The sequence below is a fragment of the Stenotrophomonas sp. K-6 genome (genome assembly GCF_056861555.1).
In genome coordinates this window covers 687,911-709,122 of the sequence record NZ_JBSPUC010000001.1, presented here as the reverse complement: position 1 = coordinate 709,122, position 21,212 = coordinate 687,911, and the positions used below count along the sequence as shown (strand labels likewise).

The following is a 21,212-nucleotide window of genomic DNA, read 5'->3' as shown; positions in this document are numbered from 1 at the left end:
CAGCCGCTGGCCGGCACCTTCAGGCGTCGAACGATCCCGAGGCGTCGGCCAGCGGCCGGCGCTACCGGTGCGTGGTCAGATCAGTTGCAGGCCTTGCCTTCGACCTTCATCTGCGCGGCAAACATCGGGATCTGCGCAATCTTGCCGGCAGCCGCCTGCTTCTTGGCGTCTTCCAGGTAGATGCGCGACTGGCCCTGCCCATCGAGTTCCGGCTTGGTGGTGACCGGCATCCGCCACACGCGCACCACTGCCTGCTGCGCCGGGCACGACGCATTCGGTACGCGGATCACATCATTGAGCTTCCAGCCCTTGGCTTCGCTCGGCTGCGCCTTGTCGTAATCAACGAAACGCGCACGCGGCTGACACTGCTCGCTGGTGCGGACCACCGCGAACTTGTACGGCTGCGCCGCCTCACCGGTGAACACGCCTTCCAGCCGCGCGCAGGCTTCGGGAATCTGGCGCAGCGTGTGGGCCGCACCGACCGCCTGCGGTGTGCCGGCGGCGCGCTGCAGTTCGGGGGTTTCGGCGGCGAAGGCGGACACGGCAGGCAACAGGGCCAGCCACAACAGATGACGGGGGGACATGGCAGGACTCCAACGGCTGGGGATGGGCCGAGGCTGCCAGTGGGTGGCTGAACGGCGTGGCAAAGGCCGCCGGCAAGCGGTTTGAAATCCTCGCTGGCATGCATCGAGGATTTGCCCGCATACTCGGGCCACCAGGGAGTGCTGAACACCGCCACACGCTTGACGACCGGGCACGGTCTGAACGGGTTGGTTCATGGTTGCAGCCTGTTGTGCCCCCGCGTGGTGCGTTCATCCAGATCTGGATGCCATCCATCACCCGGGAGGGGACATGCTGGAACGTTACGGGCTTTCTCTGGCGCTGTTGTGCGCCATCCTCGCGATTCTCTACGGCATCGTGTCGGCACGCTGGATTCTCCGGCAACCGGCTGGCAATGCCCGCATGCAGGAAATCGCCGCCGCCATCCAGGAAGGCGCGCGCGCCTATCTCAACCGTCAATACCTCACCATCGCCATCGCCGGTGCCGTGCTGTTCGTGCTGGTCGGCCTCTTCCTCAGCTGGTACACCGCGATCGGTTTTGCGATCGGCGCCGTGCTGTCCGGTGCGGCCGGCTACATCGGCATGAACGTCTCGGTGCGTGCCAACGTGCGCACAGCCGAAGCCGCCCGCAACGGCCTGAGCGCCGCGATGGACGTTGCGTTCCGCGGCGGCGCGATCACCGGCATGCTGGTGGTCGGTCTGGGCCTGCTGGGGGTGGCCGGCTACTACGCGCTGCTGCTGCGGCTCGGACTGGATGTCGCGCAGACGCTGCACGCCCTGGTCGGACTGGCCTTTGGCTCGTCGCTGATCTCGATCTTCGCGCGGCTGGGCGGCGGCATCTTCACCAAGGGCGCCGACGTTGGCGCGGACCTGGTGGGCAAGGTCGAAGCCGGCATTCCCGAGGATGACCCGCGCAACCCGGCAGTGATCGCCGACAACGTGGGCGACAACGTCGGCGACTGCGCCGGCATGGCGGCCGACCTGTTTGAAACCTATGCGGTCACCGTGATCGCCACGATGCTGCTCGGCAACCTGATGATCGCCGAGGCCGGGGCAAATGCGGTGCTGTATCCGCTGGTGCTGGGCGGTATCTCGATCATCGCTTCGATCGTCGGTGCGCTGTTCGTCAAGGTGAAACCCGGTGGCTCGATCATGGGCGCGCTGTACAAGGGCGTGATCGTGTCCGGCGTGCTGGCGGCGATCGCGTTCTACCCGATCACCACGCAGTTGATGCCGGACAACGCGCACGGTGCGCTGAACCTGTACTTCTGCGCCTTGATCGGGCTGGTGCTGACCGGGCTGATCGTGTGGATCACCGAGTACTACACCGGCACCCAGTACAAGCCGGTGCAGCACGTGGCGCAGGCCTCCACCACCGGGCACGGCACCAACATCATCGCCGGCCTCGGTGTCTCGATGAAGTCCACTGCCCTGCCGGTGATCGCGGTGTGCGTGGCGATCTGGCTGGCGCACTACTTCGGTGGCCTGTACGGCATCGCCATCGCCGCGACCGCGATGCTCTCGATGGCCGGCATGATCGTGGCGTTGGATGCCTACGGCCCGATCACCGACAACGCCGGTGGCATCGCCGAGATGGCCGAACTGCCGCCGGAAATCCGCGACATCACCGATCCGCTGGATGCGGTCGGCAACACCACCAAGGCGGTGACCAAGGGCTATGCGATCGGCTCGGCCGCCCTGGCCGCCCTGGTGCTGTTCGCCGATTACACGCACAACCTTCAGGCCGCCAACCCCGGCGAGGTCTTCGCCTTCGACCTGTCCAACCATGAGGTGATCATCGGCCTGCTGATCGGCGGCCTGATTCCCTATCTGTTCGGCGCGATGGCGATGGAAGCGGTGGGTCGCGCGGCCGGTGCGGTGGTGGAGGAAGTACGCCGCCAGTTCCGCGAGATTCCCGGGATCATGGACGGCACCGGCAAGCCGCAGTACGACCGTGCGGTGGACCTGCTGACCCGCTCGGCGATCCGCGAAATGATCATCCCGTCATTGCTGCCGGTCGCGGTACCGGTGGTGGTCGGCCTGCTGCTCGGGCCGCGTGCGCTCGGCGGCCTGCTGATCGGCACCATCGTCACCGGCCTGTTCGTGGCGATCTCGATGACCACCGGCGGCGGCGCGTGGGACAACGCCAAGAAGTACATCGAGGATGGCCACTTCGGCGGCAAGGGCAGCGAGGCGCACAAGGCCGCGGTGACCGGAGATACGGTCGGCGATCCCTACAAGGACACCGCAGGCCCCGCGATCAATCCGCTGATCAAGATCATCAACATCGTGGCCCTGCTGCTGGTGCCGCTGCTCTGAGTCAGGACGGACACGCTGGCCCCGGGCCAGCGTGTCCCTGCAGCGCGCGTGACACGCGCCTCAACGCCGCCGCAGGAAGAACGTCACCGGCACCATCACCTCCACCGGGTCACCAGTGATCTCCGCTGGCGGCGGTGGCAACGGGCTGCCGCGGCGCACCGTGGCCAGGGTTTCCTCATCCAGCAGCGCATGGCCGCTGCTCTGTCCCAGTCGGATGTTGGAGGCGTTGCCCTGCCGGTCCACCGAGAAGCGCACATAGGCCACGCCCTGCTGGCGCAGCCGCTCGGCCTGGCGCGGGTAGCGGCGGTACTGTTCCAGATGGCCCAGCAGCAGGCCCTGCCAGGTCACGGCCGCGCTGCCCTGACGGCCGGCCACGGTCTGCGTGGCGGCATAGCGCTCGGACGGTCGCGCCGACACGTCCGGCGGCGCCAGCGTCCGGTCCACGTTGTGCTGGTCCGTCGGTTCTTCTTCGCGGGGTGTCTCGCGGCGCAGGACGTCCTGTGCGTCCGGGCTGTCGGCCGGCGGGAGATCCACCTTCGGCACCGGCGTGGGTTCGGGCCGATGCTGTTCCTGCTGCAACGGCCCGGGTGGGATCTCCTTCGGTGGTGCGGCCGGCGCCTCCGGTACCGGCGCCAACTCCACCATCACCCCTTCCACCGGCGTGTCACTGAGCAGCACCGGGGCACGCTGATGCCACCACAGCGCGCCGCCGATCAGCACTGCATGGACGGCCAACACGAAGGCCAGGCTGCCCGCCCAACGCACCGTGGCGGTGGTGTCGCGGCTCATTCGCTGCGCTGCTCCACGCCGACCAGTGCGATCCTGTGATACCCGGCCGCGCGCAGCGCGTTCATGGTCTGCATCAGCTCGCCATAGGGCACGGCCTGATCGGCACGCAGGTAGATGCGCTGTTCGTGGTCGCCAGCGGTCAGCCGCTCCAGCATGGCATTCAGCCCGTCAGTGCCGACCGGCACATCGTTGACGCTCAGCGACAGATCGGCCTGCACCGAGAGGAACACCGGTTCGGCATCGCGCGGCCGCGGCTGGGCGGTGCTGGCCGGCAGGTCCACTGGCGTATCCACGGTGGCCAGCGGCGCGGCGACCATGAAGATGATCAGCAGCACCAGCATGACGTCGATGAAGGGGGTGACGTTGATCTCGTGGCTTTCTTCCAGCGCATCGTCGTCGTGGCGGGCGGTCTTGATGGCCATGGCCGGTCCTCAGCGCGCGTCGCGGGCAGCTGGCGCATTGCCGAGCCGGTCCAGATCGCGCGAGACCAGCTGCTGCACGCCGGCGGACAGATCACCGAGCAGGCCGCGGATGCCGACCAGCACGCGGGTGAAGTGGTTGTAGATCACCACGGCGGGAATCGCCGCGACCAGACCCAGCGCAGTGGCCAGCAGCGCCTCGGCGATGCCCGGCGCGACCACGGCCAGATTCGTGGTGTTGGCGTGGGCGATGCCGATGAAACTGTTCATGATTCCCCACACCGTGCCGAACAGGCCGACGAACGGTGCAATCGCGCCGATGCTGGCCAGCAGGCCCACACCGGTACGCAGCTGCCGCGCATGCGCCAGTTCGATGCGCTCCAGCCGCGAGGCGACGCGCTCCTTGATCCCGACCGGGTCGTGCGCGTCCTGTGAGAGGCGCAACTCGGTGCGGGCGGCGTCGATCAGGTCGTGCGCCGCGCCGTCGTCGAGCACTGCGTGGGTCTGCGCCCCCGGCAGGTGCGCGGCCTGCAGCAGCAGCGCGCGTGCCTGGCGCAGCCGCGTGCGTTGCCGGCCCAGCTCCCAGGTCTTGGCGACCAGCACTGTCCAGGTGACGATGGAGGCCAGTGCCAGTCCGATCATCACGGTCTGTACCACGCCATCGGCGGCCTGGTACATGCCCCACGGGGTCAGGTCATGTGGCAGCGCTGCCACGGTGGCAGGGAGGGCGATCGGCAGGGTCATCGGCGGGTTCATCGGTCAGGGGCGTGGCGGCACGGTGCAGGGCCGGACGCAGGAAAGGAATGGGAGCGGTGTCGAGCAGACGCGGTGCGGATCCCCGGCGGGCCCGCGGTAGATTCAGCGCTCGGACGGGGGAGCCGGCACGCCGGGCGGCCGCGGCGCAGGACGGGACAGCACATACGCCGCGCTGGCCAGGAAGAACAACCCGACGCCGATCAACAGCGGCCAGGACGGGTGTGCGCCCCAGCAGAACATGACAAAACCGAACGCCATGCCGGCGCCGGCAAAGGCCTTGCCCTTGCGGCTGATCGCACCTTGCTCACGCCACAGGCGCAGCGGTGGACCGTAACGGGGATGCTCGAGCAACCGGCGCTCGAATGTCGGCGAGCTGCGCGCAAAGCAGCCGACGGCCAGGATCAGGAAGATCGTGGTCGGCATCACCGGCAACAGGGCGCCGATGACGCCCAGCGCCACCATGATCCAGCCCAAGCCGAACCAGAGCCAGCGCATCATGGGCGGCCGGGGTGGTCCGGTACAGCGGGCGTGCAGCGGGCGGCGATCATGCGAACTCTTCCTCGACGTGCCCGTGGACGCTGCGGAACGCCGCATCGGCCGCATCGATCACCTGCTGCTCCTGCGCGTCGGTCAGCGCCACGCCATCGAGCGCGGCGGTGAACTCGCGCCAGTGGCGGGCGGCACCATCGGGATGAGCGGCCAGGTGGCGGGCGCCGAAGTTGCTGTCCAATCCGAGCCGGGCGGCCATTTTGTACAGCACGGTGCCGCCCAGGTTGGAGCCTTCGGCGACGTACAGCCAGCCCAACGCCTCGGGCAGTGGCAGGTCACCATCCAACCGGGTGGAAGCGGACAGTGGCAGGGTCTGCTCCAGATCAGCCAGATCACGGGCGATCAGTGGCAGCCGTCGGCGCTCATCCAGATCGGGCAGCAGCGCGTCCAGCGCGGGACTGCCGTAAAGCGCATCGATATCGCGATGGAAGCGGTACTGCACGCGCAGGAACTTTGCGAACAGGTCGCGGCTGGCGAAGATGTCGCCGGCCATGATGCGCTTGTCCAGCGCGCCGTGGCTGTCACGGGTGGCCGCCTTGAGGCGTTGGCTGCGGGTGGCTTCGGGAGTATCGATGACGATCATGGCACTGCTTGAATGGGGAAGTGGGGCACGGTTCTCTGTCGAAGACGTCTGGCACGGGGATAACCCCAAGCCCATTGTCGCGTGATCAGCGAGTGCGAACGTCACATGCCACCGTCACGGCCTTGCCCCGATAATACGTACCACGCCCTGCCACTGGAATGACCTGATGATCACCACCGAACCGCGCATGACCAATCTGTTCCTGCAGCTCGGCCTGGAGGCCAGCGAGGAGGCCATCGCCGCCTTCATCCGCGACCACCAGCTGTCCAACGAGATCCGCCTCATCGAAGCGCCGTACTGGAACGACGGGCAGCGCCAGTTCCTGACCGAACAGCTGCGCTCGGATGCGGAATGGGCGATCGTGGTCGATGAGCTCAGCGAAGCCCTGCACGCCGATGCGACCGAGCAGGCCAACGCCGGCTGAGCGCTGGGCTGAGCGAAAGGCCGTCCGGGCACCCGATGCGCCGGCCGGCGGCACGCAGGGGCCGGCAATGCCGGCCCCTGTCGTGTACGTACATCAGTAGCGGTAGGTCAGCGCCAGCCGTACGGTCCGGCCCGGGGCAGGCATCACGCCCAGCGCCAGCGGATCGAGGTAGTAGCGGTCGGTCAGGTTGTCCACGTTGAGGTCCACCGCGAACTGCTCGCTGGCCTGCCAGCTGGCGAACAGATCCACGATGGTTGCCGGGCGGTACAGCTGCTGGATCGCCGACAGGCCGACGTTCCATTCCTTGTCCAGCGTGCTGATCGGGCCGGCGTTGTGGATCACCCGGGTGCCGACGCTCAGGCGTTGATCGAACAGACGCGAGCCCAGGGTCAGGTTGACGTTGTAGCGCGGCGGGTTCTGGGTATTGCTGTAAGACCCCTCAAAGCCACCGTCGACGCAGTCCGGGGTGTTCTTCAGTTCCTCGATCTTCCGCTGGATGCCGTAGGCCCGGCGTTCGGCGGCGATGTCCGGCGCGCAGGTCTTGGCCTGAATGTAGTAGTGCGCGGACAGATCGGCGAAGACCGTGCCGCTGTCATAGCTGGACTGGAACTCCACGCCGGAGACCTTGAAGCGGTCCACGTTGCGGATCAGGCCGGCCGACAGGGTGCGGTAATCGCGGGTGATCAGATCATCGATGCGCGTATCGAAGTAGGCCAGCTTGAAGCCCGCCTGGTCGCCCTCGGTGAACAGGCTGTGGCGCACCGTGCTTGCCCCCACTTCCCAGGTCCCTGCCCGCTCCGGCTTGAGCTCACCGGTGGGCTTGGCCGCGGTGAACAGGCCCAGGGTCGTCTCGAACAGGCTCGGCAGCTTCACGCCTTCGGCGTACTTCACGTACACCATCGTGTCTTCGTCGAAACGGTAGGCGACGCTGGCGCTGGGCATGAAGGCGCTGTCGCGGCGACGGATCGGCTGCGACCAGGTCCAGCTGACAGGCACGCTCAGGTCCTGCGTTCGGGTGACGTCGTGGAAGTTCCAGCCGGCGATGTCGGCGACCGTACCTTTCTTATACGGTGATGCCAGCAGAGAGGCCTCGGTGAACTGGCCGTTGGCATCTGGATACCAGTTCAACATCGCCACGCGCTTGGCACGCCATGCCGGCAGATTCGGGTTGCCATCCAGCAGCTGGGTGTAGCGGTACTGACCGATCACGCCGTAGGTGTCCGGCGTGGCCAGGCGGTTGCGGTCGTGCACGTTGACGCGGTTGTAGCGGCCACCGACCACCACTTCCCAATGCTCGTCCGGCTGCCATTTGACCGAGGCCACCGCGCTGTACTCCTTGCGCTTGGCGTTGCGCAGGAAGCGGTTGTTGACCAGATCGTCCTGCATGACCGGCGAATGCGGGCCGGGACCGACGTCCTCATCGCTGAAGGACAGGCCATAGTCCAGCGTGAACAGGCCGGCGCCGGTCTCCAGATGCGTGGTGTTGCCCACATCCAAGCCGAGCCGCGTCTGCGTCAGCTCATTGCGGTAGGCGTCCTTGTAGCCCGGGTCGGTGTTGAACGACGGGCCGTCGTACCACTCGGTGCGGCGATCGAAATACCATGGGGTGATGCCGGTCAGGCCGTTGTACATCAGGCTGTCGGCGTCGGTGTACCAGAGGTTGGCCTTCAGATCGATCAGCGCGTTGTCCGGGTTGAAGCGGTAGCGCAGGTTGTAGGCATCCATGTCGACATGGCCCGGATCCCACTGCGGCACGCGGTCGCGGTCCACGCGGATTATCTGCGAGGCCATGATTTCGCCGGCGGTGCCTTCATAGCGGCGATACCCCGCTTCCAGCGTCTGATTGTCATCAATGCGCCAGGTGCCCTTGAGCAGGAACGACTCCGAGCGCGAGGACGTATTGAACACCTCGGTATCCGGCGGATTCAACGGCGCCAGGGTGCGCCGGGTCTGCGGGAAATCGTCGTAGCCGTGCTTGCCGGAGAAATAGTTGCCGTTCTCACGCCAGGCGTATGCCGCGACCAGGTCGAAACGATCCCACTGCTTGGCGGTGGCGATGTTGAAGAACTGGCTGCCCAGCGCGCTGCGGTCGGTACGCGGTGCGGCGTCGTAGGCGGGCACGTTGTTGGCGCTGGCATTGGCCATGCCGGTGCGCACGCGCAGCCCGGCGTCACGACCGTCGCGCAGCACATCCTCGATCTTCAGCGTTTCCATCTCGACCACGCCGCCGATACCACCGGAAGCATTGACGCCCAGGCTCGGGCCTTTGGTGATGGTGATGTTGGAGATCAGGTCCGGATCGAGATAGGTGCGCTGCGACTGGCCCGCGTAACCCCGGTAGGTATCCATCGTGGACTGCCCACCGTCGATGATCACCGGAATGCGGCTCTGGCCCTGGATGCCGCGGATGTTCACGTCCAGCGCGTTGGCGGTGCGTGGGTCGCCTGCGGTGACGCCGGCCACGCCCTTGACGATGTCCGAGGTGGAGGCACCGCGGAAGCGCTCGATGGTGTAACGCGCGATGTAGGCGCTGGAACCGGCGGTGCGGTACACCTCCAGCGCGCGCTCGGCATCGCTGCCACCCTCGATGCGGTCACCGGCCACGCTCAGCGCGTCGGTGACGATCAGGTCGTCGTCGTTGGCGGCCAGCGCAGCGCGCTCCAGGGTGACCGCGTCCGGTCCGACCTGGCGCATGCTCAACCCACTGCCCTGCAGCAGATGCAGCAAGGCGGCCTGCGCATCCATCGGACCGGCGACCGGAGTGGACGTCACGCCCTCGGCCAGTGCGGCCGGATAGGCGACCTGCACGCCGGACTGGCGCATGTAGGTGCGCAGGGCATCGGACAATGGCTGGGCGGGGATATCGAAACGCAGCGTGGCCACGGTAGACGCCGGGCTGGACTGGGCCAGCGCCGGCCATGCGGGTGCGGCCGCCAGGCCGGCAGTGAGCAGGGCGATGCAGAGACGTGACGGACGCGGGCGATGGCCCGCGCGGATGGGGATGCGCATGGAAAAACCTGTCAGAGGATCAGTGCCGCAGAGGCGGGTCACCCGCACGCTGGTGCGGATGCAGCGGACGTACGTGGCGGCGGCGGGTACGTTATGCCGGGTAAGACGAACGAACAGGGCACAGCCCCAAGTCCGGTTGCGCTATTGCGCCGGTGCCACGATCGCCACGCCCATCGGCAGACGGATGACGGTCAGCCCCGCGCTGACGGCAAGCGCATCGAGCGCCTGCTCCGGCCGATCAGTGCGGAACGCCGCGTTGACCGCCGGCAGAGCCGACAGATCGCCACGCACGAAGGTCGCACCCGAGCGGTAGCGGGCGATGCGCTGCACCGCCTCCTCCACGCTGGCCGTCTCCAGCAGCAGCTCGCCGTCGCGCCAGGCCGCAATGCGGTCCAGGGCGACATCGTCCAGCCGTGCGACCCGGCCGGCGGGCGCAAAGCGTGCACGCTGGCCCGCCTCCAGATAGGTCCAACCGCCTCGCTCGGTGGCGGCAACCCGCACGCGCCCCTGCTCGACCACCGCCTCCACCTCGTCCTTCCAGCGGGAGACCGCAAACGCGGTGGAAATGTCTTCAACCACACCGCCCTGCACTTCTACCTGGAAAGGACGGGATGCCTCGTGGGCCACCTCGAACCAGGCCTGGCCACGCAGCAGCGCGATGCGGCGCACATGACCGTCGTAGTGGACGGCAATGGCGCTGTCGGCATCGAGTACGGCGCGACTGCCATCGGGCAGCGATACCGTCTCGATCGCACGCGTGCTGCGGTGATCGGACTGCAGCCGCAGCCAGGCATCGGGTGCGACCCACGCCAGGGCCAGCAAGGCTGCCGTCGCCACGCCCCATGCGTGCCAACGGATACCACGCCGACGCGGTACCGGCGCTGCCGGCGCGGGAGGGCGTGGCCCAAGACTGCGCCAAAGCTGACGTTCGTGTTCGAAGGCATGCCGGTGTCCGGGCTGCCCCAGCCACTGCTCAAAGGCCTGCATCTGCCCCGCATCGGTCGTGCCAGAGGCCAGCCAGGCAATCCAGGCCCGCGCCTGCACAGCAACAGCATCGGAGGGGGGCGGCAAGGGCGAGGAAGACGAGGGGAGGTGCGGGCTCATGGCTGGCGATGGGTGGCGCAGTCACGCGCGGGCAAGGGGGGGACGCAGTCAACACGCCATTATGATCAAGACGGTCGGCAGGCGTGTATCCCCAAGCCGGATGTCCGCGCGTTCAGCGCCCGCTGCGCGCCCAAGCCAATCGCTGCAATGCGCTGCGCACGTGATTCTCCACGGTCGTCACCGACACCCCCTGGCGCCTGGCGATGTCCGACTGGGTCATGCCCTGCAGGCGGTTGAGCCGGAAGATGGTGCGGGTCGGCTCGGGCAGATGCTCGGCCGCCTCCAGCACGCGCTGCAGTTCGGCCTGCGCCATGACCTGCTCTTCGGTGGAGAGCACTTCGTCCGGCCCCCACAGGTAATGATCGGCGAGCAGGCGCGTGCGCCGCGTGCGCTCACGGCCGTGATCCGTGGCCAGATTCGCCGCCAAACGATAGAGATAGGCGCGGGGATTGCTGATCGGCTTCCCGCTGTCCACGCCACGCGCCTTGAACCAGACGGACTGGATCACGTCTTCGGCGCCCCCGTCGCTTCCCAGAATGCGCTGGACCAGGCGCAGCAGCGCCGGGCGCTCGCGGATCAACAGCTCGGTAAGGGTGGTGGCGTTGGTAGACATGGACCGATGCATGTAGCGGGACTGCCGGAAGGCGGCCATCCGTAAGCGGCGGCATGTTACCGCGCAAATGAGAATGCGTCACGTTTGAGCGCGCCAACTGCGGAAGTGACGTGGCGCTGCGCGGGCCTTACAGGCACGACGTCAATCCGTCGTAGATGCTGTCCTGGGTCCCGGGGAGTGCCACATGCAAGGCGTCATCCTGCTCCAGCGTCTGCAGCAGCACGGGCAGCAGCGTCTGGGTCGCCAGCGGGGCGCGGCAGGCCCACGTCCGCGCCTCCACCGCGATACGGCCGGTCGCGTCGTCCACGCGCGCCGTGCTGCCGGTGAATGTCCACAGGCATTCCCCCACACGGCCAGAGGCAGCCAGCACCGAGCACCGGAAGCGCAGCGCCTGCAGGTTGTGGAATTCGCCTTCGCAGAACGTGTCCCCGCAGATGGCATCGAAGCCGCGCACCAGCCGCGCCTCCACAGCGCGGAAGCGCTCCCAGCCCTCGGCCTCGCTGGGGTATTGGCGTGCATCGACGTAGGGACCGGCGGCGTGGCCGGTGGCAATGGCCGTACAGGAGGCAAGCAGCAGCATGCCCGCAACGAGGGTCTTCATCGGCAGTCTCCAGTGCAGATTGAAAGGGCTGACAGGTCAATTGAGGCAGTCAAACAGCGCGTCATGCATCGAGAAATTCGAGCCGGGCAGGGGTCTGCGCAGCGCGTCGCGATCTGCCAAGGCCACGTGCAGGGTCTCCACCGGCGTATTCGCCCCGAGTGGCGCGGCGCAGGCCCAGGTGCGGCTGTCCGGGACCACCCGGCCGGTGTCACGCTCCACCTCGAGGTTGCCGGCGCCGATCACAAGGGTGCAGGCCTGGACCGTGCCGCTGGCCGCGTGCACCGAGCAGCGGAACTGCAGCGCGATATGGTTGCTGTATTCGCCCTCACAGTAGGTATCACCACACAGATCGTGGAACGCCCGGATCAGGTGGTCCTCCAGGTCGTAGAAGCGATCCCAGTTGGCCTCCTTGTGTGGGAAGTCGACCAGATCCACATACGGGCCCTCGCGCCCGGAGGCGCTGCAGATGCCAGCCGCCAGTACTGCAAAGGCCAGGGAACGGGGGGGCAGCAGGCTCATCAGCTTCATCACCAGGCTCCAGACGGGTTGGTTGCCATGATCGGCACATGCGCTGACGGCAGATATCGGCGCCACCCATGCCTATGGGTGAGGATTTCCGGCAGCGGCATGTGGTCCCCTGGCTGGGGCCGGGTCGGTGAAACGCCCTTCGGGCGACCGGCCGCTGCACGCCGGCCGGCAATGGGCCTAAAATGTCGGACTTTGCGCCCCTACCCCCTCTCGGAGTAAACCCATGGGTCTGGAACTCGTCTCGCCCGGCAAGAACCCGCCGGAAGAAATCAACGTCATCATCGAAATCCCGAAGGATTCCGAGCCGGTGAAGTACGAAGTGGACAAGGAAACCGGCGCGATCTTCGTCGACCGCATCCTCTCCACCCCGATGCGCTACCCCTGCAACTATGGCTACGTGCCGAGCACCCTGTGCGGCGACGGTGATCCGGCCGACGTGCTGGTGGTGCTGCCGCTGCCGCTGGTCCCGGGCTCGGTGGTGCGTTGCCGTCCGGTCGGCGTGCTCAAGATGAGCGACGAAGCCGGCAGCGACGAGAAGATCCTGGCCGTGCCGATCTCCAAGGTGTTCAGTGGCTATGCCCACGTCGAAGACATCGAGCAGGTGTCCAGCCATTGGCTGGAGCGCATCGGCCACTTCTTCGAGCATTACAAGGACCTGGAAAAGGGCAAGTGGGTCAAGCTGGATGGCTGGGGCGGCGCCGCCGAAGCCAAGAAAATCCTGGTTGAGGCGCACCAGCGCTACCTCGGCAACATCGCCTGAGACTGAACCCCATCGCTCCGGCGGACCGTTGCCGGAGCGATGCGCATCACGTTTTTTCAATGCGGCACATCACTATTCGTGCCGGATTGGGTACATTGCGTCTCTTCACACCGTCCACGGTGGGTTTCACCGTGGTCAGCCAGGGGACCGTGTCGTGCGCATTCTGCTTGTTGGGGACGAAGCCAGCCTGTCGGCTGAGCTGTTGGAATTCATTGCCGATCTTGGGGAAGAGTGGCAACCGCTGACCGCCGTGGATGGCCAAAGCGCCATGGGCATCGTGGCAGGCCTGCCGGTGGATGCAGTGATCGTGTGCCCGCAGCTGCCGGACCTCAACGCCACCACGCTGCTCGGCCAGATCCGTACGCTGCGCCCTGAGACCATCCGCATTGCCCTGGTGGACGCCGAACACGGCAACCGCCCGCCACCTGCACGCCTGATCGGTGTGGCCCATCGCTTCCTGCCGATGCCGCTGGCCCCGGAAGTCCTGCTGGAAGCACTGACCAGCCTGGAAGAGCTGCGCGAACTGCTCGACAGTGCACGTCTGCGCAGCGCCATCGGCCGGATCGAGAAGCTGCCCTCCCCGCCCCACCTTTACCTGTCGCTGACCCAAGCACTGGAACACGACGACGACACCAACACCGCGGACGTGGCCAAGCTGGTCGCGGCCGACCCGGCGATCGCGGCGAAGGTGCTGCAGCTGTCCAATTCGGCGTTCTTCAACAACGGCCGCATCATTTCCGACCTGCGCACCGCGGTGACCCGTCTGGGGCTGTCGACCCTGCGCGATCTGGTCCTGGCCAGCGAAGTGTTTTCCGCACAGCCACTGTCCGGCGCCGAGCGTAATTCGCTGCAGCAGCGCGCACTGCTGGCGTCCCGTCTGGCCGCCAAGCTGCTGCCGGAGTCCAGCGCGGAACTGGGTGCCACCGCCGCCTTGCTGGCAGACATCGGCCTGCTGCTGCCGGGCGTACGCAATGAGCGTGGCGAGCCGGCAGACGCCACTGATGACCGTCCTGGCCACGCCGAGGCGGGTGCCTACCTGCTCGGCCTGTGGGGCCTGCCCATGCCGATCATCGAGGCCGTGGCCTTCCACCTGCAACCGCAGAAGTCCAACACCCGCAGTTTCTGGGTGACCGGGGCGGTGCACGTGGCGCTCGCATTGATCAATGGCGATCCGGTCGACGAGGACTACCTGCAACGTGCCGGCGTGCTCAACAAGCTGCCGCAGTGGCAAGAACATGCCAACGCGCTGATGGGACTGGTCGCCGCCGACGCCTGAGTGACGGATCGACCGTTGTTGAACGATGGCGCGCCCTTGTGGCGCGCCATCGTCGCTTCAGCGCTGCGGACAGGCATCCAGAACGCACAAACGCCATAGGCGCTCACACACGGCGGCGGAGCCTCCGTCGGCGAGGCATTCGATGCGGACGTCTTCGCAGTAGCGCCCCCCTGCGCAGATGATCAGGCCGGGCGACGCACTGGCGGCGGAGGCCAGGCAAGCAAGGAGTACAGCGGAAACCTTCTGAGCGAGCGTCATTTTCATATCGATCTCTCAATGGCCCACGATTGGACGATTGACGGTATCAACTGAATCTCGCCCAAGAGTGTGAATCAGATCACCGTCTACTGAAACTCAGACTTTCCCTACGCCACAACGATAAAGAGGGCGGACCTTGCGGTCCGCCCTCCTTTTTTTGCACCAATGCTTCGATGGATCAGAAGCGCTGGGTGTACTTCAGGTAGTAGAACCGACCGATGTCAAAGCCGCCGTAGTAGGAGAAGCTCGAGTTCGGCTGGCTGTACATCACCGGGCCTTCGTGGTTGAACACGTTGTTCGCGCCAGCCGAGATGGTGGCATCCCAAGGGGTGTTGTAACGCACCTGCAGGTCATGGAACGTGTTCGAGCCTGTGTTGCGCACCGGGATCGCCAGCGTGTAGGCCGAGGAGTAGCTCGGGTTGTTGCACTCCGGACCGCCTTCGCGGTCGTAAGCGCACTCTTCCTTCAGACCGGAGTAGTAACGCATGCCCCAGTTGACGCCGAAGTTGCCCAGGCTCCAATCGATGTTCAGGTTGGAACGGACGCGGAAGTTACCGCCCCAGTCGCCCGTGCCCCAGCCGGTGTGCTGTTCGACGGCGGTTTCAGCTTCGTTGTCGCGCTTGTACTCGAGGTAGTCCACATAGGTGGTCTTCCAGTCGATGACGATGTTGCCGAAGGACAGTTCCGGCAGACGGTAACGGATACCCAGGTCGTAACCTGCGGTTTCCTGGTAGCCGCCGTTGATCAGCGTACGGGTCACGTCGACGACCTGGCCCGAATCGGTGTCACGGGTGACACGGTCACAGGCGTTGGCGTTGTTCAGCACGTAGCACTGGTTGAGGATCGAGGTGACCGACTCCGCCGCGATGACGTTGTCGATGCGGATCTTCCACCAGTCCAGGCTGACGTCCAGGCCCTGCACGAAGTTCGGGCTGTACACCAGGCCGACGGTCCAGGTCTTGGAGGTTTCCGGCAGCAGGCCGTCATTGGAACCGGACAGGTACGGATAGTTCGACTGTGCGCCCGGGCCGGTGGCATCAATGCCACCCGAAGCTTCCTGACGGAAGTTGGCCGGCACGGCGCCGCCGCAACGGGCAGCGACGTCGGCGTTGCGCACGGCAGCACCGAAGAGGGTATCGCACGGGTCGGTGTACTTGTCGAAGCTCTGCGAGGTGCCACCGTACAGGTTGGCCACGGTCGGCGCACGGAAGCCGGTGGCATAGGTGCCACGGACCAGCAGGTCGTCGATCGGCTTCCACTTCAGGCCGAACTTGGAGTTCACCGTGTCGCCGAAGGTGTTGTAGTCCGAGTAACGGCCGGCCATGTCAACCGACAGTTCCTTGGCGAACGGCAGATCGGCGAGGATCGGCACGTTAAGTTCCAGGTAGAACTCGTCCAGCTTGTAGCCACCGGCGGTCGGCGCACCGGCCAGGTCGGTGCTCAGGCCCGACTGCAGCAGTGCATCCGGGTTGTACTCGGCGTCTTCTTCACGGTGCTCGTAACCGGTTGCGAAGGACAGGTCACCGGCCGGCAGGGTCACGATGGCGCCGCTCAGGTTGGCGCTGTAGACCTTGCTGGTGGTCAGCGAGGTATCGTGGGTCGGCAGGAACAGGTACTTCTGCAGGTCCGGGTTGGAGAGCGAACCGTCGGCGGTGGAGCCATACGGCAGCAGCGGGTTCCACGGGGTGCAGCCGGCGATCGGAGCAGCGGCGGTACCGCACTGAGCAATACCGTTGGCATCCAGGTACGACGGGCCCACGGCATTCTTCACGTTCGGAATGAACAGGTTGCCGGTGCCGGTCTTGACGCCCTTGTTGCGGTTGTAGACGTAGCCCACATCCCAGTCAAAGTACTTGTCGGCGAACTCGAACGAGCCTTCCAGACCGCCGCTGAAGCGGAAGGTGTTGAGCTCGGACTTGGTCTGGCGCGGCACTTCCCACGTACGACGCATGAAATCAACGTCGGTATCGAGCGGGTTGAAGACGCTGTTGCCGGACATCTGGGTGTCGTAGGCAGCCGAACGGTACGGGTAGCCTGCGATCTGCTGCAGCGCTTCGCGTTCCGTGTACAGCACGCTGGCGGTACCGCGGATGTTGTCGGTAAAGTCGAACTGACCGTTGGAGAAGACCGAACGACGCTTGATGCCGGTCGACAGGTACATCTGCTGCGACGGGTTGGACAGATCGGCGTTGCCCAGGTCGTGGTAGTCGCCGAAGTTGTTCGAGGCGCCGCCCGGGTTCAGGACATAGTTGCCATCATCGGTAACCAGCACGCCCTTCTCGGTGATCGCGCTCCAGCCGTTGGTGTCGTCCTCGGTCGGAACGGGATGACGATAGCCATTGGCGGAGGCGCTGTAGCGACGGTTCTTGGCCAGAACCGGCTCTTCTTCGCTGTATTCGGCGCCCAGGGTGATCGAACCGCGATCGCCGGTTTGGCCGTACACGAAGTTGTAGGTGGTCTTGTCGCCGTCGCCCTGGCCGTACTGGCCCTTGTAGACGCTGGCTTCCAGGCCATCGAAATTCTTGCGGGTGATGATGTTCACCACGCCGGCGATCGCGTCGGAACCGTAGATCGCCGAAGCGCCGTCGGTCAGCACTTCAATGCGCTCCACGACCGAGGTCGGGATCGAGGCCAGGTCGGTGTAGCCGCCGGAGCTGACGCCCATGCGCTTGCCGTCGAGCAGCACCAAGGTGCGCTCCGGGCCGAGGTTGCGCAGGTCGACGTACTGGCCGCCGACTTCTTCACCCGAGGACAGCGCATCGGCGCGGCTGATCGCCGGCGAGCCGGTGGCCGACAGGTTCTGCACGATGTCGGCAACGCTGGTGAAGCCCTGCTTCTCGATGTCGGCACGCTGCAGCGCGATGACCGGCTGGGCGGTCTCGGTGCTGGCCTGACGGATGCGTGAGCCGGTGACCTGGATGCGGTCCAAGTCGGTCGTGCCGCTTGCTTCCTGCGCCGAAGCGAAGGTCGGCGTCAGCGCAAGCGCAATGCCGGCGGGCAGAAGGCCCAGCCGCACTGCGGGAGTACGAAAATTCATTTATCTCTCCGAGGTACGTTAGTAGCGTGTTAAAACCGCCTCGGAAAGTTACGATTGCGTTGCAGTTAATTATTTGCGTGATGCAACCAATGACTTTGCCGACTCTGGCGACAGGTTCGCACCTGCCTCACGGTAGCGTGACGCGGACAACCCAAAGCGGGCCCGAAATGCCCGTGCGAAGCTGCAGCAGTTGTCAAATCCACTCGCCGCGGCCACCTCGCCCACCATCATGTCGGTATCGCGCAGCAGGTCAGCCGCCCGCTCCAGTCGCAGGCGTGCGGAGAGCGATTGCGGACTCTCTGCATACAGGCTCTGGAACGTCTTGGAAAGGTACCAACTGGAGAAGTTGGTGAGTTCGGCCAGTTCACCGATGCGCACCACGCGGTGGCTGTTGCCTTCCAGATAGAGACGCGCGCGCTGCATGCGCCCGAACACCTGGCGCTTGCGGCTGCGCGAACGGCCGGGGCAGCGCTGCACGCCGGTGGCCATGCCCTGCTGCAGGGCTGCCAGATGCAACAGCGCCGGACGCAGGCCCTGCATCGGGCGGTCACTGTCCAGCGCATCGCGCCACAGGCGCATCGCCACCCGCATCTCGCCGCGGGTCATGGTGCCGCGACCGGCGTACAGGTTGCAGTCGACCAGATCGCCCAGCGCGCGCAGCGCATCCGGCGACAGACTCAGGCCAATGCACAGACCATCGCGGCCGGCCTGCACCATCGGCTTGGAGTCTTTCTCGAAGGCGATCCACTCGCGCTGACGCAGGCGGAACTTGCCTTCCTTGGATTCGACCCACGCGCTGCCACGCACCTGCATCCACACCGTGAACGTCGTGCCGGCCGTCTGCAGGCTGCCCAGACGGGCAACACCGAGACAACTCGGCAGCACGCCGTCGTCGGCGATCTTGTCCAGGGAGAGAGATTGACCGCGATCGGCCAGGGAAAGCTGACGCATGACTGCACCGTGTGTTTGCCTTTGCTGGCGTGCAGTTTTGCCAAGTCAGGCCACTTCCCTCAGGACGTCTTGGCGAGATTGATCCGAATTCGCCACGACAACCTCACGAAGAACTTACGAAGGGTCTTTTCCCTTCATAAACATGAGGTTGGAGAACGCGGGGAAGAACGAGGTGGTCGGTTCGGGCAGGCTCATGATGCCGATATCGGAGCCATCGGCCACCGCCAAGGCCACATACACGGCACTGCCGTCCGGGCTGGCGCTGAATCCATTGCCGGTGCCGAGCCGCTCGGGGTCCAGACAGGCGCCGGTGTCGCTGGTCGTCGCGCTGAGCCGTGCAAACGCGGTCGCACAGTCAGCGCGATTGGACAGGTAATCGATCTGCCCGTTGCCGGAGACGGTCCACGCCCGGTAACGCCACCGCGACGGCTGGTCGTCACGCACCTGGCGGATGCTCTGCGGGGTGAGTGCCGCATCGGCCGACCACAGACCACTGGCCGAGAGCCGGGTGAACAGCACGCGCTCGCCGGCCACGTCGTAGCGTGCCTGGGAGACACCCTCGATGCTGCCCAGCAGGCGCCACGGCGTGGTGGTCCGATCAAACAGGGACAGGCGCATCCGCTCATCTTCATCACGCTCCACCACCAGCATCTGCCCGGGCCGCTGCCCGTACAGCGCCTGCAGTGGCTGCGCGGCCGGCACCTGCAAGCGGACCGTCTGCTCATCGCGCGGGGAGACTTCGAAGATCGCGGGGTTGGCATGTTCGTCGCGCCCCAGGACCAGGAGATGGCGGCTGTCGCGCGACCAGTCCGGAATCTGACGGGTTTCCGGGCGCAGGCCCTCGATCGGGCGCAGGGATTCGGGACGCTGCAGATCCGCCCACCACAGCGAATAGCTGCCTGACCGGTTGGAACTGAACACCAGTTGGCGGCCATCCGGAGCAATCATCGGCTGCGCATCGCGACCACCCGATGCGAACAGGCGTTCGGGAACACCCGGACCGTCGGCACCGATCGGCACCTTGAACAGACCGAACTGCGCACGCCGGTGCATGAAGGCGAGCATGTTGTTGCTGCGCGAGAGCGCCGGTGACTGGGCATCGTCCAGGCCCAGATCACGCAGCGTGCGTGTGCGTGTGTCCAGCTCGTACAGGCGCGCTTCGCTGTCGACGCGGCGACCAAACACGATGTGGCGGCTGTCGCTGCGCCACGCCCAACCGCGGATCTCGGCCGAATCGTTGGTGAGCTGCTCGGGCGCACCGCCTTCGGCCGGGATGCGCCACAGATCGCCGACCTGCGGATTGCGCACGAACACGATCCAGCGGCCATCCGGCGAATAGCGCGGTGCGTATTCGAAGCTGTCCGGGTCCATGTCGTACTTCAAGGCGCTCCAGCTGCCACTGGCGAGATTGAAGGTGCGGATGCCACGGTGCGCGTACGTGCCCGACAACGAGCCGAACAGCAGGCCGCGGCCGTCCGGCGTCCAGTCGAAGCTGAGCAGCTCGGTACCGTCGCAGCGCGTGACGTGGCGCTGCGCGCCGCCGGTGGCGCTGGCGATGAGGACCTCGCAGCTGCCCTCCGGGCCGAAACGCGCAAACGCGATGTCACGTCCATTGGGCGACCAGTTCGGGAAGCGGTCCGAGTAGGTGTCCGGCGTGTCCATCAGGACGCGCGCCGGGGCGTTGCCCGAGGTCTGGACCTTGATGACGCTGCCTTGGCGCGACGGCACGCCGGCTTCGTAAGCGACCTGCGAGCCATCCGGGGACAACGTGGGATAGGTTTCAAAACCCGATGATGCCGTGATCAGACGATAGGGGCGCTCCGGGCTGCCGATCACACGCGTACCGTCCTCGACGGCGGCTTCCACTGCCGTGGCGGGACGTTCGCGCTGCACCAGCAGCGCGGCCATGACCAGCATCGCGATCAGCATCGCAAGGCCAACGGCCAGCAGCACATAGCGGCGGATCCGACGCCACCGCCGGCGCATCGGGTTGTCCGCCTGCCGGTGGAGTACCGGCGTAACAGTACCAGGCAGTGCGGCATCGACGAGCACGCCCGTCGCTGCGTCGTCCACCTCGCCAAGCACACGCGGTTCTTCCACCACGCTCACCGGCACCAGCAAGCGATAACCGGTCTTGGCAATGGTTTCGATGTAGGCGGTGCCCGCGTCTTCGTCGGAGGCGAAGGCCTTGCGCAACTGGGTGACGGCCTGGGTAAGCACGTCATTGGTGGGCAGCGTATCGGGCCACACCTCGGCGAACAGTTCATCGCGCGTCACCACGGTACCGGGCGAGCGCATCAGTGCTTTCAATACGCCCAGCGCCTTCGGTGTGAGACGACGCGGGCGACGCACGCCCACCACCATGACTTCCCGCGAGGAAAGTATTACGGTGCAATCGCCGATTCGGACTACATCGGCGGCGGGTCGCTCACTGTCGTTGTTGATCATTCCGGTGACACGAGTGAATGCAGGACTACGGGGAACGCAGCATTCATCACAATCGACAACGATCGAACGAACCGCCAGATTCCGCACAAACCATCAGCGCAAAGCGCAAAAACACTGAAGGCGGCGAATACTAGCCTATGTGGGTTAACCGCACCTGTGTGTGCGGCCAACATCAGGCTCTCTCTCGCCGACGAAATTACATAAATTGATTCAGCATTCGCGCCTCC

At 65.9% G+C, this 21,212-nt stretch carries 18 protein-coding genes; 4 read left to right on the top strand and 14 right to left on the bottom strand.

The features are described 5' to 3' along the window. Positions 1 to 80: 80 nt before the first annotated feature. The gene (locus AC13F7_RS03055) at positions 81 to 584 is read right to left on the bottom strand and encodes a hypothetical protein (protein WP_481469025.1); all 504 of its coding nucleotides are present in this window, start codon (positions 582 to 584) and stop codon (positions 81 to 83) included. A gap of 268 nt (positions 585 to 852) precedes the next feature. Here AC13F7_RS03055 and AC13F7_RS03050 point away from each other — a divergent pair, with 268 nt between their 5' ends. Next, complete coding sequence (locus AC13F7_RS03050) at positions 853 to 2,880, top strand: sodium-translocating pyrophosphatase (protein WP_482999206.1); 2,028 nt, start codon at positions 853 to 855, stop codon at positions 2,878 to 2,880. A 60-nt stretch (positions 2,881 to 2,940) separates the two neighbouring features. On the opposite strand, the gene AC13F7_RS03045 is transcribed toward AC13F7_RS03050, so the two are convergent. The 5 genes from AC13F7_RS03045 to AC13F7_RS03025 form a co-directional block, all read right to left on the bottom strand. Continuing rightward, positions 2,941 to 3,669: an energy transducer TonB gene (locus AC13F7_RS03045; protein ID WP_482999205.1), complete on the bottom strand. Its 729-nt coding sequence runs from the start codon at positions 3,667 to 3,669 to the stop codon at positions 2,941 to 2,943. Next, complete coding sequence (exbD, locus tag AC13F7_RS03040; RefSeq protein ID WP_482999204.1) at positions 3,666 to 4,091, bottom strand: TonB system transport protein ExbD; 426 nt, start codon at positions 4,089 to 4,091, stop codon at positions 3,666 to 3,668. The genes AC13F7_RS03045 and exbD overlap by 4 nt, the downstream gene beginning before the upstream one ends. Positions 4,092 to 4,100: 9 nt before the next feature. Then, positions 4,101 to 4,844, bottom strand: a complete 744-nt coding sequence (gene exbB / locus AC13F7_RS03035; RefSeq protein ID WP_482999203.1) for a tonB-system energizer ExbB — start codon at positions 4,842 to 4,844, stop codon at positions 4,101 to 4,103. 102 nt (positions 4,845 to 4,946) lie between these two features. After that, entirely contained in the window at positions 4,947 to 5,342 is a 396-nt protein-coding gene (locus AC13F7_RS03030; protein ID WP_482999202.1) for a YbaN family protein, read from the bottom strand. A gap of 46 nt (positions 5,343 to 5,388) precedes the next feature. After that, positions 5,389 to 5,976, bottom strand: coding sequence for a biliverdin-producing heme oxygenase (locus AC13F7_RS03025; RefSeq protein WP_481469013.1), 588 nt, complete (start codon positions 5,974 to 5,976; stop codon positions 5,389 to 5,391). 166 nt (positions 5,977 to 6,142) lie between these two features. On the opposite strand from AC13F7_RS03025, the gene AC13F7_RS03020 reads away from it, so the two are divergent. Further along, a complete protein-coding gene (locus tag AC13F7_RS03020; RefSeq protein ID WP_482999201.1) occupies positions 6,143 to 6,400 on the top strand; it encodes a DUF2789 domain-containing protein in 258 nt (85 codons plus the stop codon). A 93-nt stretch (positions 6,401 to 6,493) separates the two neighbouring features. On the opposite strand, the gene AC13F7_RS03015 is transcribed toward AC13F7_RS03020, so the two are convergent. The 5 genes from AC13F7_RS03015 to AC13F7_RS02995 all read right to left on the bottom strand — a co-directional run bounded on the left by AC13F7_RS03015 (position 6,494) and on the right by AC13F7_RS02995 (position 12,255). Continuing rightward, positions 6,494 to 9,409 (bottom strand): TonB-dependent receptor, encoded by a 2,916-nt coding sequence (locus AC13F7_RS03015; protein WP_482999200.1) that lies wholly within the window; start codon positions 9,407 to 9,409, stop codon positions 6,494 to 6,496. A 141-nt stretch (positions 9,410 to 9,550) separates the two neighbouring features. After that, positions 9,551 to 10,513: a FecR family protein gene (locus tag AC13F7_RS03010; protein WP_482999199.1), complete on the bottom strand. Its 963-nt coding sequence runs from the start codon at positions 10,511 to 10,513 to the stop codon at positions 9,551 to 9,553. A 112-nt stretch (positions 10,514 to 10,625) separates the two neighbouring features. Then, a complete protein-coding gene (locus AC13F7_RS03005) occupies positions 10,626 to 11,126 on the bottom strand; it encodes an RNA polymerase sigma factor (RefSeq protein ID WP_482999198.1) in 501 nt (166 codons plus the stop codon). Between the two features lie 127 nt (positions 11,127 to 11,253). Then, positions 11,254 to 11,727, bottom strand: coding sequence for a hypothetical protein (locus AC13F7_RS03000; RefSeq protein ID WP_481469005.1), 474 nt, complete (start codon positions 11,725 to 11,727; stop codon positions 11,254 to 11,256). A 36-nt stretch (positions 11,728 to 11,763) separates the two neighbouring features. Further along, complete coding sequence (locus tag AC13F7_RS02995) at positions 11,764 to 12,255, bottom strand: hypothetical protein (protein WP_482999197.1); 492 nt, start codon at positions 12,253 to 12,255, stop codon at positions 11,764 to 11,766. Positions 12,256 to 12,478: 223 nt separating this feature from the next. Here AC13F7_RS02995 and ppa point away from each other — a divergent pair, with 223 nt between their 5' ends. Then, positions 12,479 to 13,015 carry an inorganic diphosphatase gene (gene ppa, locus AC13F7_RS02990; RefSeq protein WP_019183821.1) on the top strand — a complete coding sequence of 179 codons (537 nt, stop codon included), beginning with the start codon at positions 12,479 to 12,481 and terminating at the stop codon, positions 13,013 to 13,015. A gap of 154 nt (positions 13,016 to 13,169) precedes the next feature. Further along, positions 13,170 to 14,291 (top strand): HDOD domain-containing protein, encoded by a 1,122-nt coding sequence (locus tag AC13F7_RS02985; protein WP_482999196.1) that lies wholly within the window; start codon positions 13,170 to 13,172, stop codon positions 14,289 to 14,291. A 436-nt stretch (positions 14,292 to 14,727) separates the two neighbouring features. Here the strand turns inward: AC13F7_RS02985 and AC13F7_RS02980 are convergent, their stop codons facing one another. From AC13F7_RS02980 to AC13F7_RS02970, 3 genes are all read right to left on the bottom strand, one after another. After that, positions 14,728 to 17,586, bottom strand: coding sequence for a TonB-dependent receptor domain-containing protein (locus AC13F7_RS02980; protein ID WP_482999195.1), 2,859 nt, complete (start codon positions 17,584 to 17,586; stop codon positions 14,728 to 14,730). 69 nt (positions 17,587 to 17,655) lie between these two features. Further along, on the bottom strand, positions 17,656 to 18,537 hold the full coding sequence (locus AC13F7_RS02975) for a helix-turn-helix transcriptional regulator (RefSeq protein ID WP_481468996.1): 882 nt from the start codon (positions 18,535 to 18,537) through the stop codon (positions 17,656 to 17,658). 114 nt (positions 18,538 to 18,651) lie between these two features. After that, positions 18,652 to 20,985 (bottom strand): winged helix-turn-helix domain-containing protein, encoded by a 2,334-nt coding sequence (locus AC13F7_RS02970; protein WP_482999194.1) that lies wholly within the window; start codon positions 20,983 to 20,985, stop codon positions 18,652 to 18,654. Positions 20,986 to 21,212 lie beyond the last annotated feature (227 nt).

What these genes read in the sequence shown, in the direction of transcription:
- AC13F7_RS03055 (WP_481469025.1), bottom strand. Translation starts at nt 584, where the DNA reads ATGTCCCCCCGTCATCTGTTGTGGCTGGCCCTGTTGCCTGCCGTGTCC.
- AC13F7_RS03050 (WP_482999206.1), top strand. Translation starts at nt 853, where the DNA reads ATGCTGGAACGTTACGGGCTTTCTCTGGCGCTGTTGTGCGCCATCCTC.
- AC13F7_RS03045 (WP_482999205.1), bottom strand. Translation starts at nt 3,669, where the DNA reads ATGAGCCGCGACACCACCGCCACGGTGCGTTGGGCGGGCAGCCTGGCC.
- exbD (WP_482999204.1), bottom strand. Translation starts at nt 4,091, where the DNA reads ATGGCCATCAAGACCGCCCGCCACGACGACGATGCGCTGGAAGAAAGC.
- exbB (WP_482999203.1), bottom strand. Translation starts at nt 4,844, where the DNA reads ATGAACCCGCCGATGACCCTGCCGATCGCCCTCCCTGCCACCGTGGCA.
- AC13F7_RS03030 (WP_482999202.1), bottom strand. Translation starts at nt 5,342, where the DNA reads ATGATGCGCTGGCTCTGGTTCGGCTTGGGCTGGATCATGGTGGCGCTG.
- AC13F7_RS03025 (WP_481469013.1), bottom strand. Translation starts at nt 5,976, where the DNA reads ATGATCGTCATCGATACTCCCGAAGCCACCCGCAGCCAACGCCTCAAG.
- AC13F7_RS03020 (WP_482999201.1), top strand. Translation starts at nt 6,143, where the DNA reads ATGATCACCACCGAACCGCGCATGACCAATCTGTTCCTGCAGCTCGGC.
- AC13F7_RS03015 (WP_482999200.1), bottom strand. Translation starts at nt 9,409, where the DNA reads ATGCGCATCCCCATCCGCGCGGGCCATCGCCCGCGTCCGTCACGTCTC.
- AC13F7_RS03010 (WP_482999199.1), bottom strand. Translation starts at nt 10,513, where the DNA reads ATGAGCCCGCACCTCCCCTCGTCTTCCTCGCCCTTGCCGCCCCCCTCC.
- AC13F7_RS03005 (WP_482999198.1), bottom strand. Translation starts at nt 11,126, where the DNA reads ATGTCTACCAACGCCACCACCCTTACCGAGCTGTTGATCCGCGAGCGC.
- AC13F7_RS03000 (WP_481469005.1), bottom strand. Translation starts at nt 11,727, where the DNA reads ATGAAGACCCTCGTTGCGGGCATGCTGCTGCTTGCCTCCTGTACGGCC.
- AC13F7_RS02995 (WP_482999197.1), bottom strand. Translation starts at nt 12,255, where the DNA reads ATGAAGCTGATGAGCCTGCTGCCCCCCCGTTCCCTGGCCTTTGCAGTA.
- ppa (WP_019183821.1), top strand. Translation starts at nt 12,479, where the DNA reads ATGGGTCTGGAACTCGTCTCGCCCGGCAAGAACCCGCCGGAAGAAATC.
- AC13F7_RS02980 (WP_482999195.1), bottom strand. Translation starts at nt 17,586, where the DNA reads ATGAATTTTCGTACTCCCGCAGTGCGGCTGGGCCTTCTGCCCGCCGGC.
- AC13F7_RS02975 (WP_481468996.1), bottom strand. Translation starts at nt 18,537, where the DNA reads ATGCGTCAGCTTTCCCTGGCCGATCGCGGTCAATCTCTCTCCCTGGAC.
- AC13F7_RS02970 (WP_482999194.1), bottom strand. Translation starts at nt 20,985, where the DNA reads ATGATCAACAACGACAGTGAGCGACCCGCCGCCGATGTAGTCCGAATC.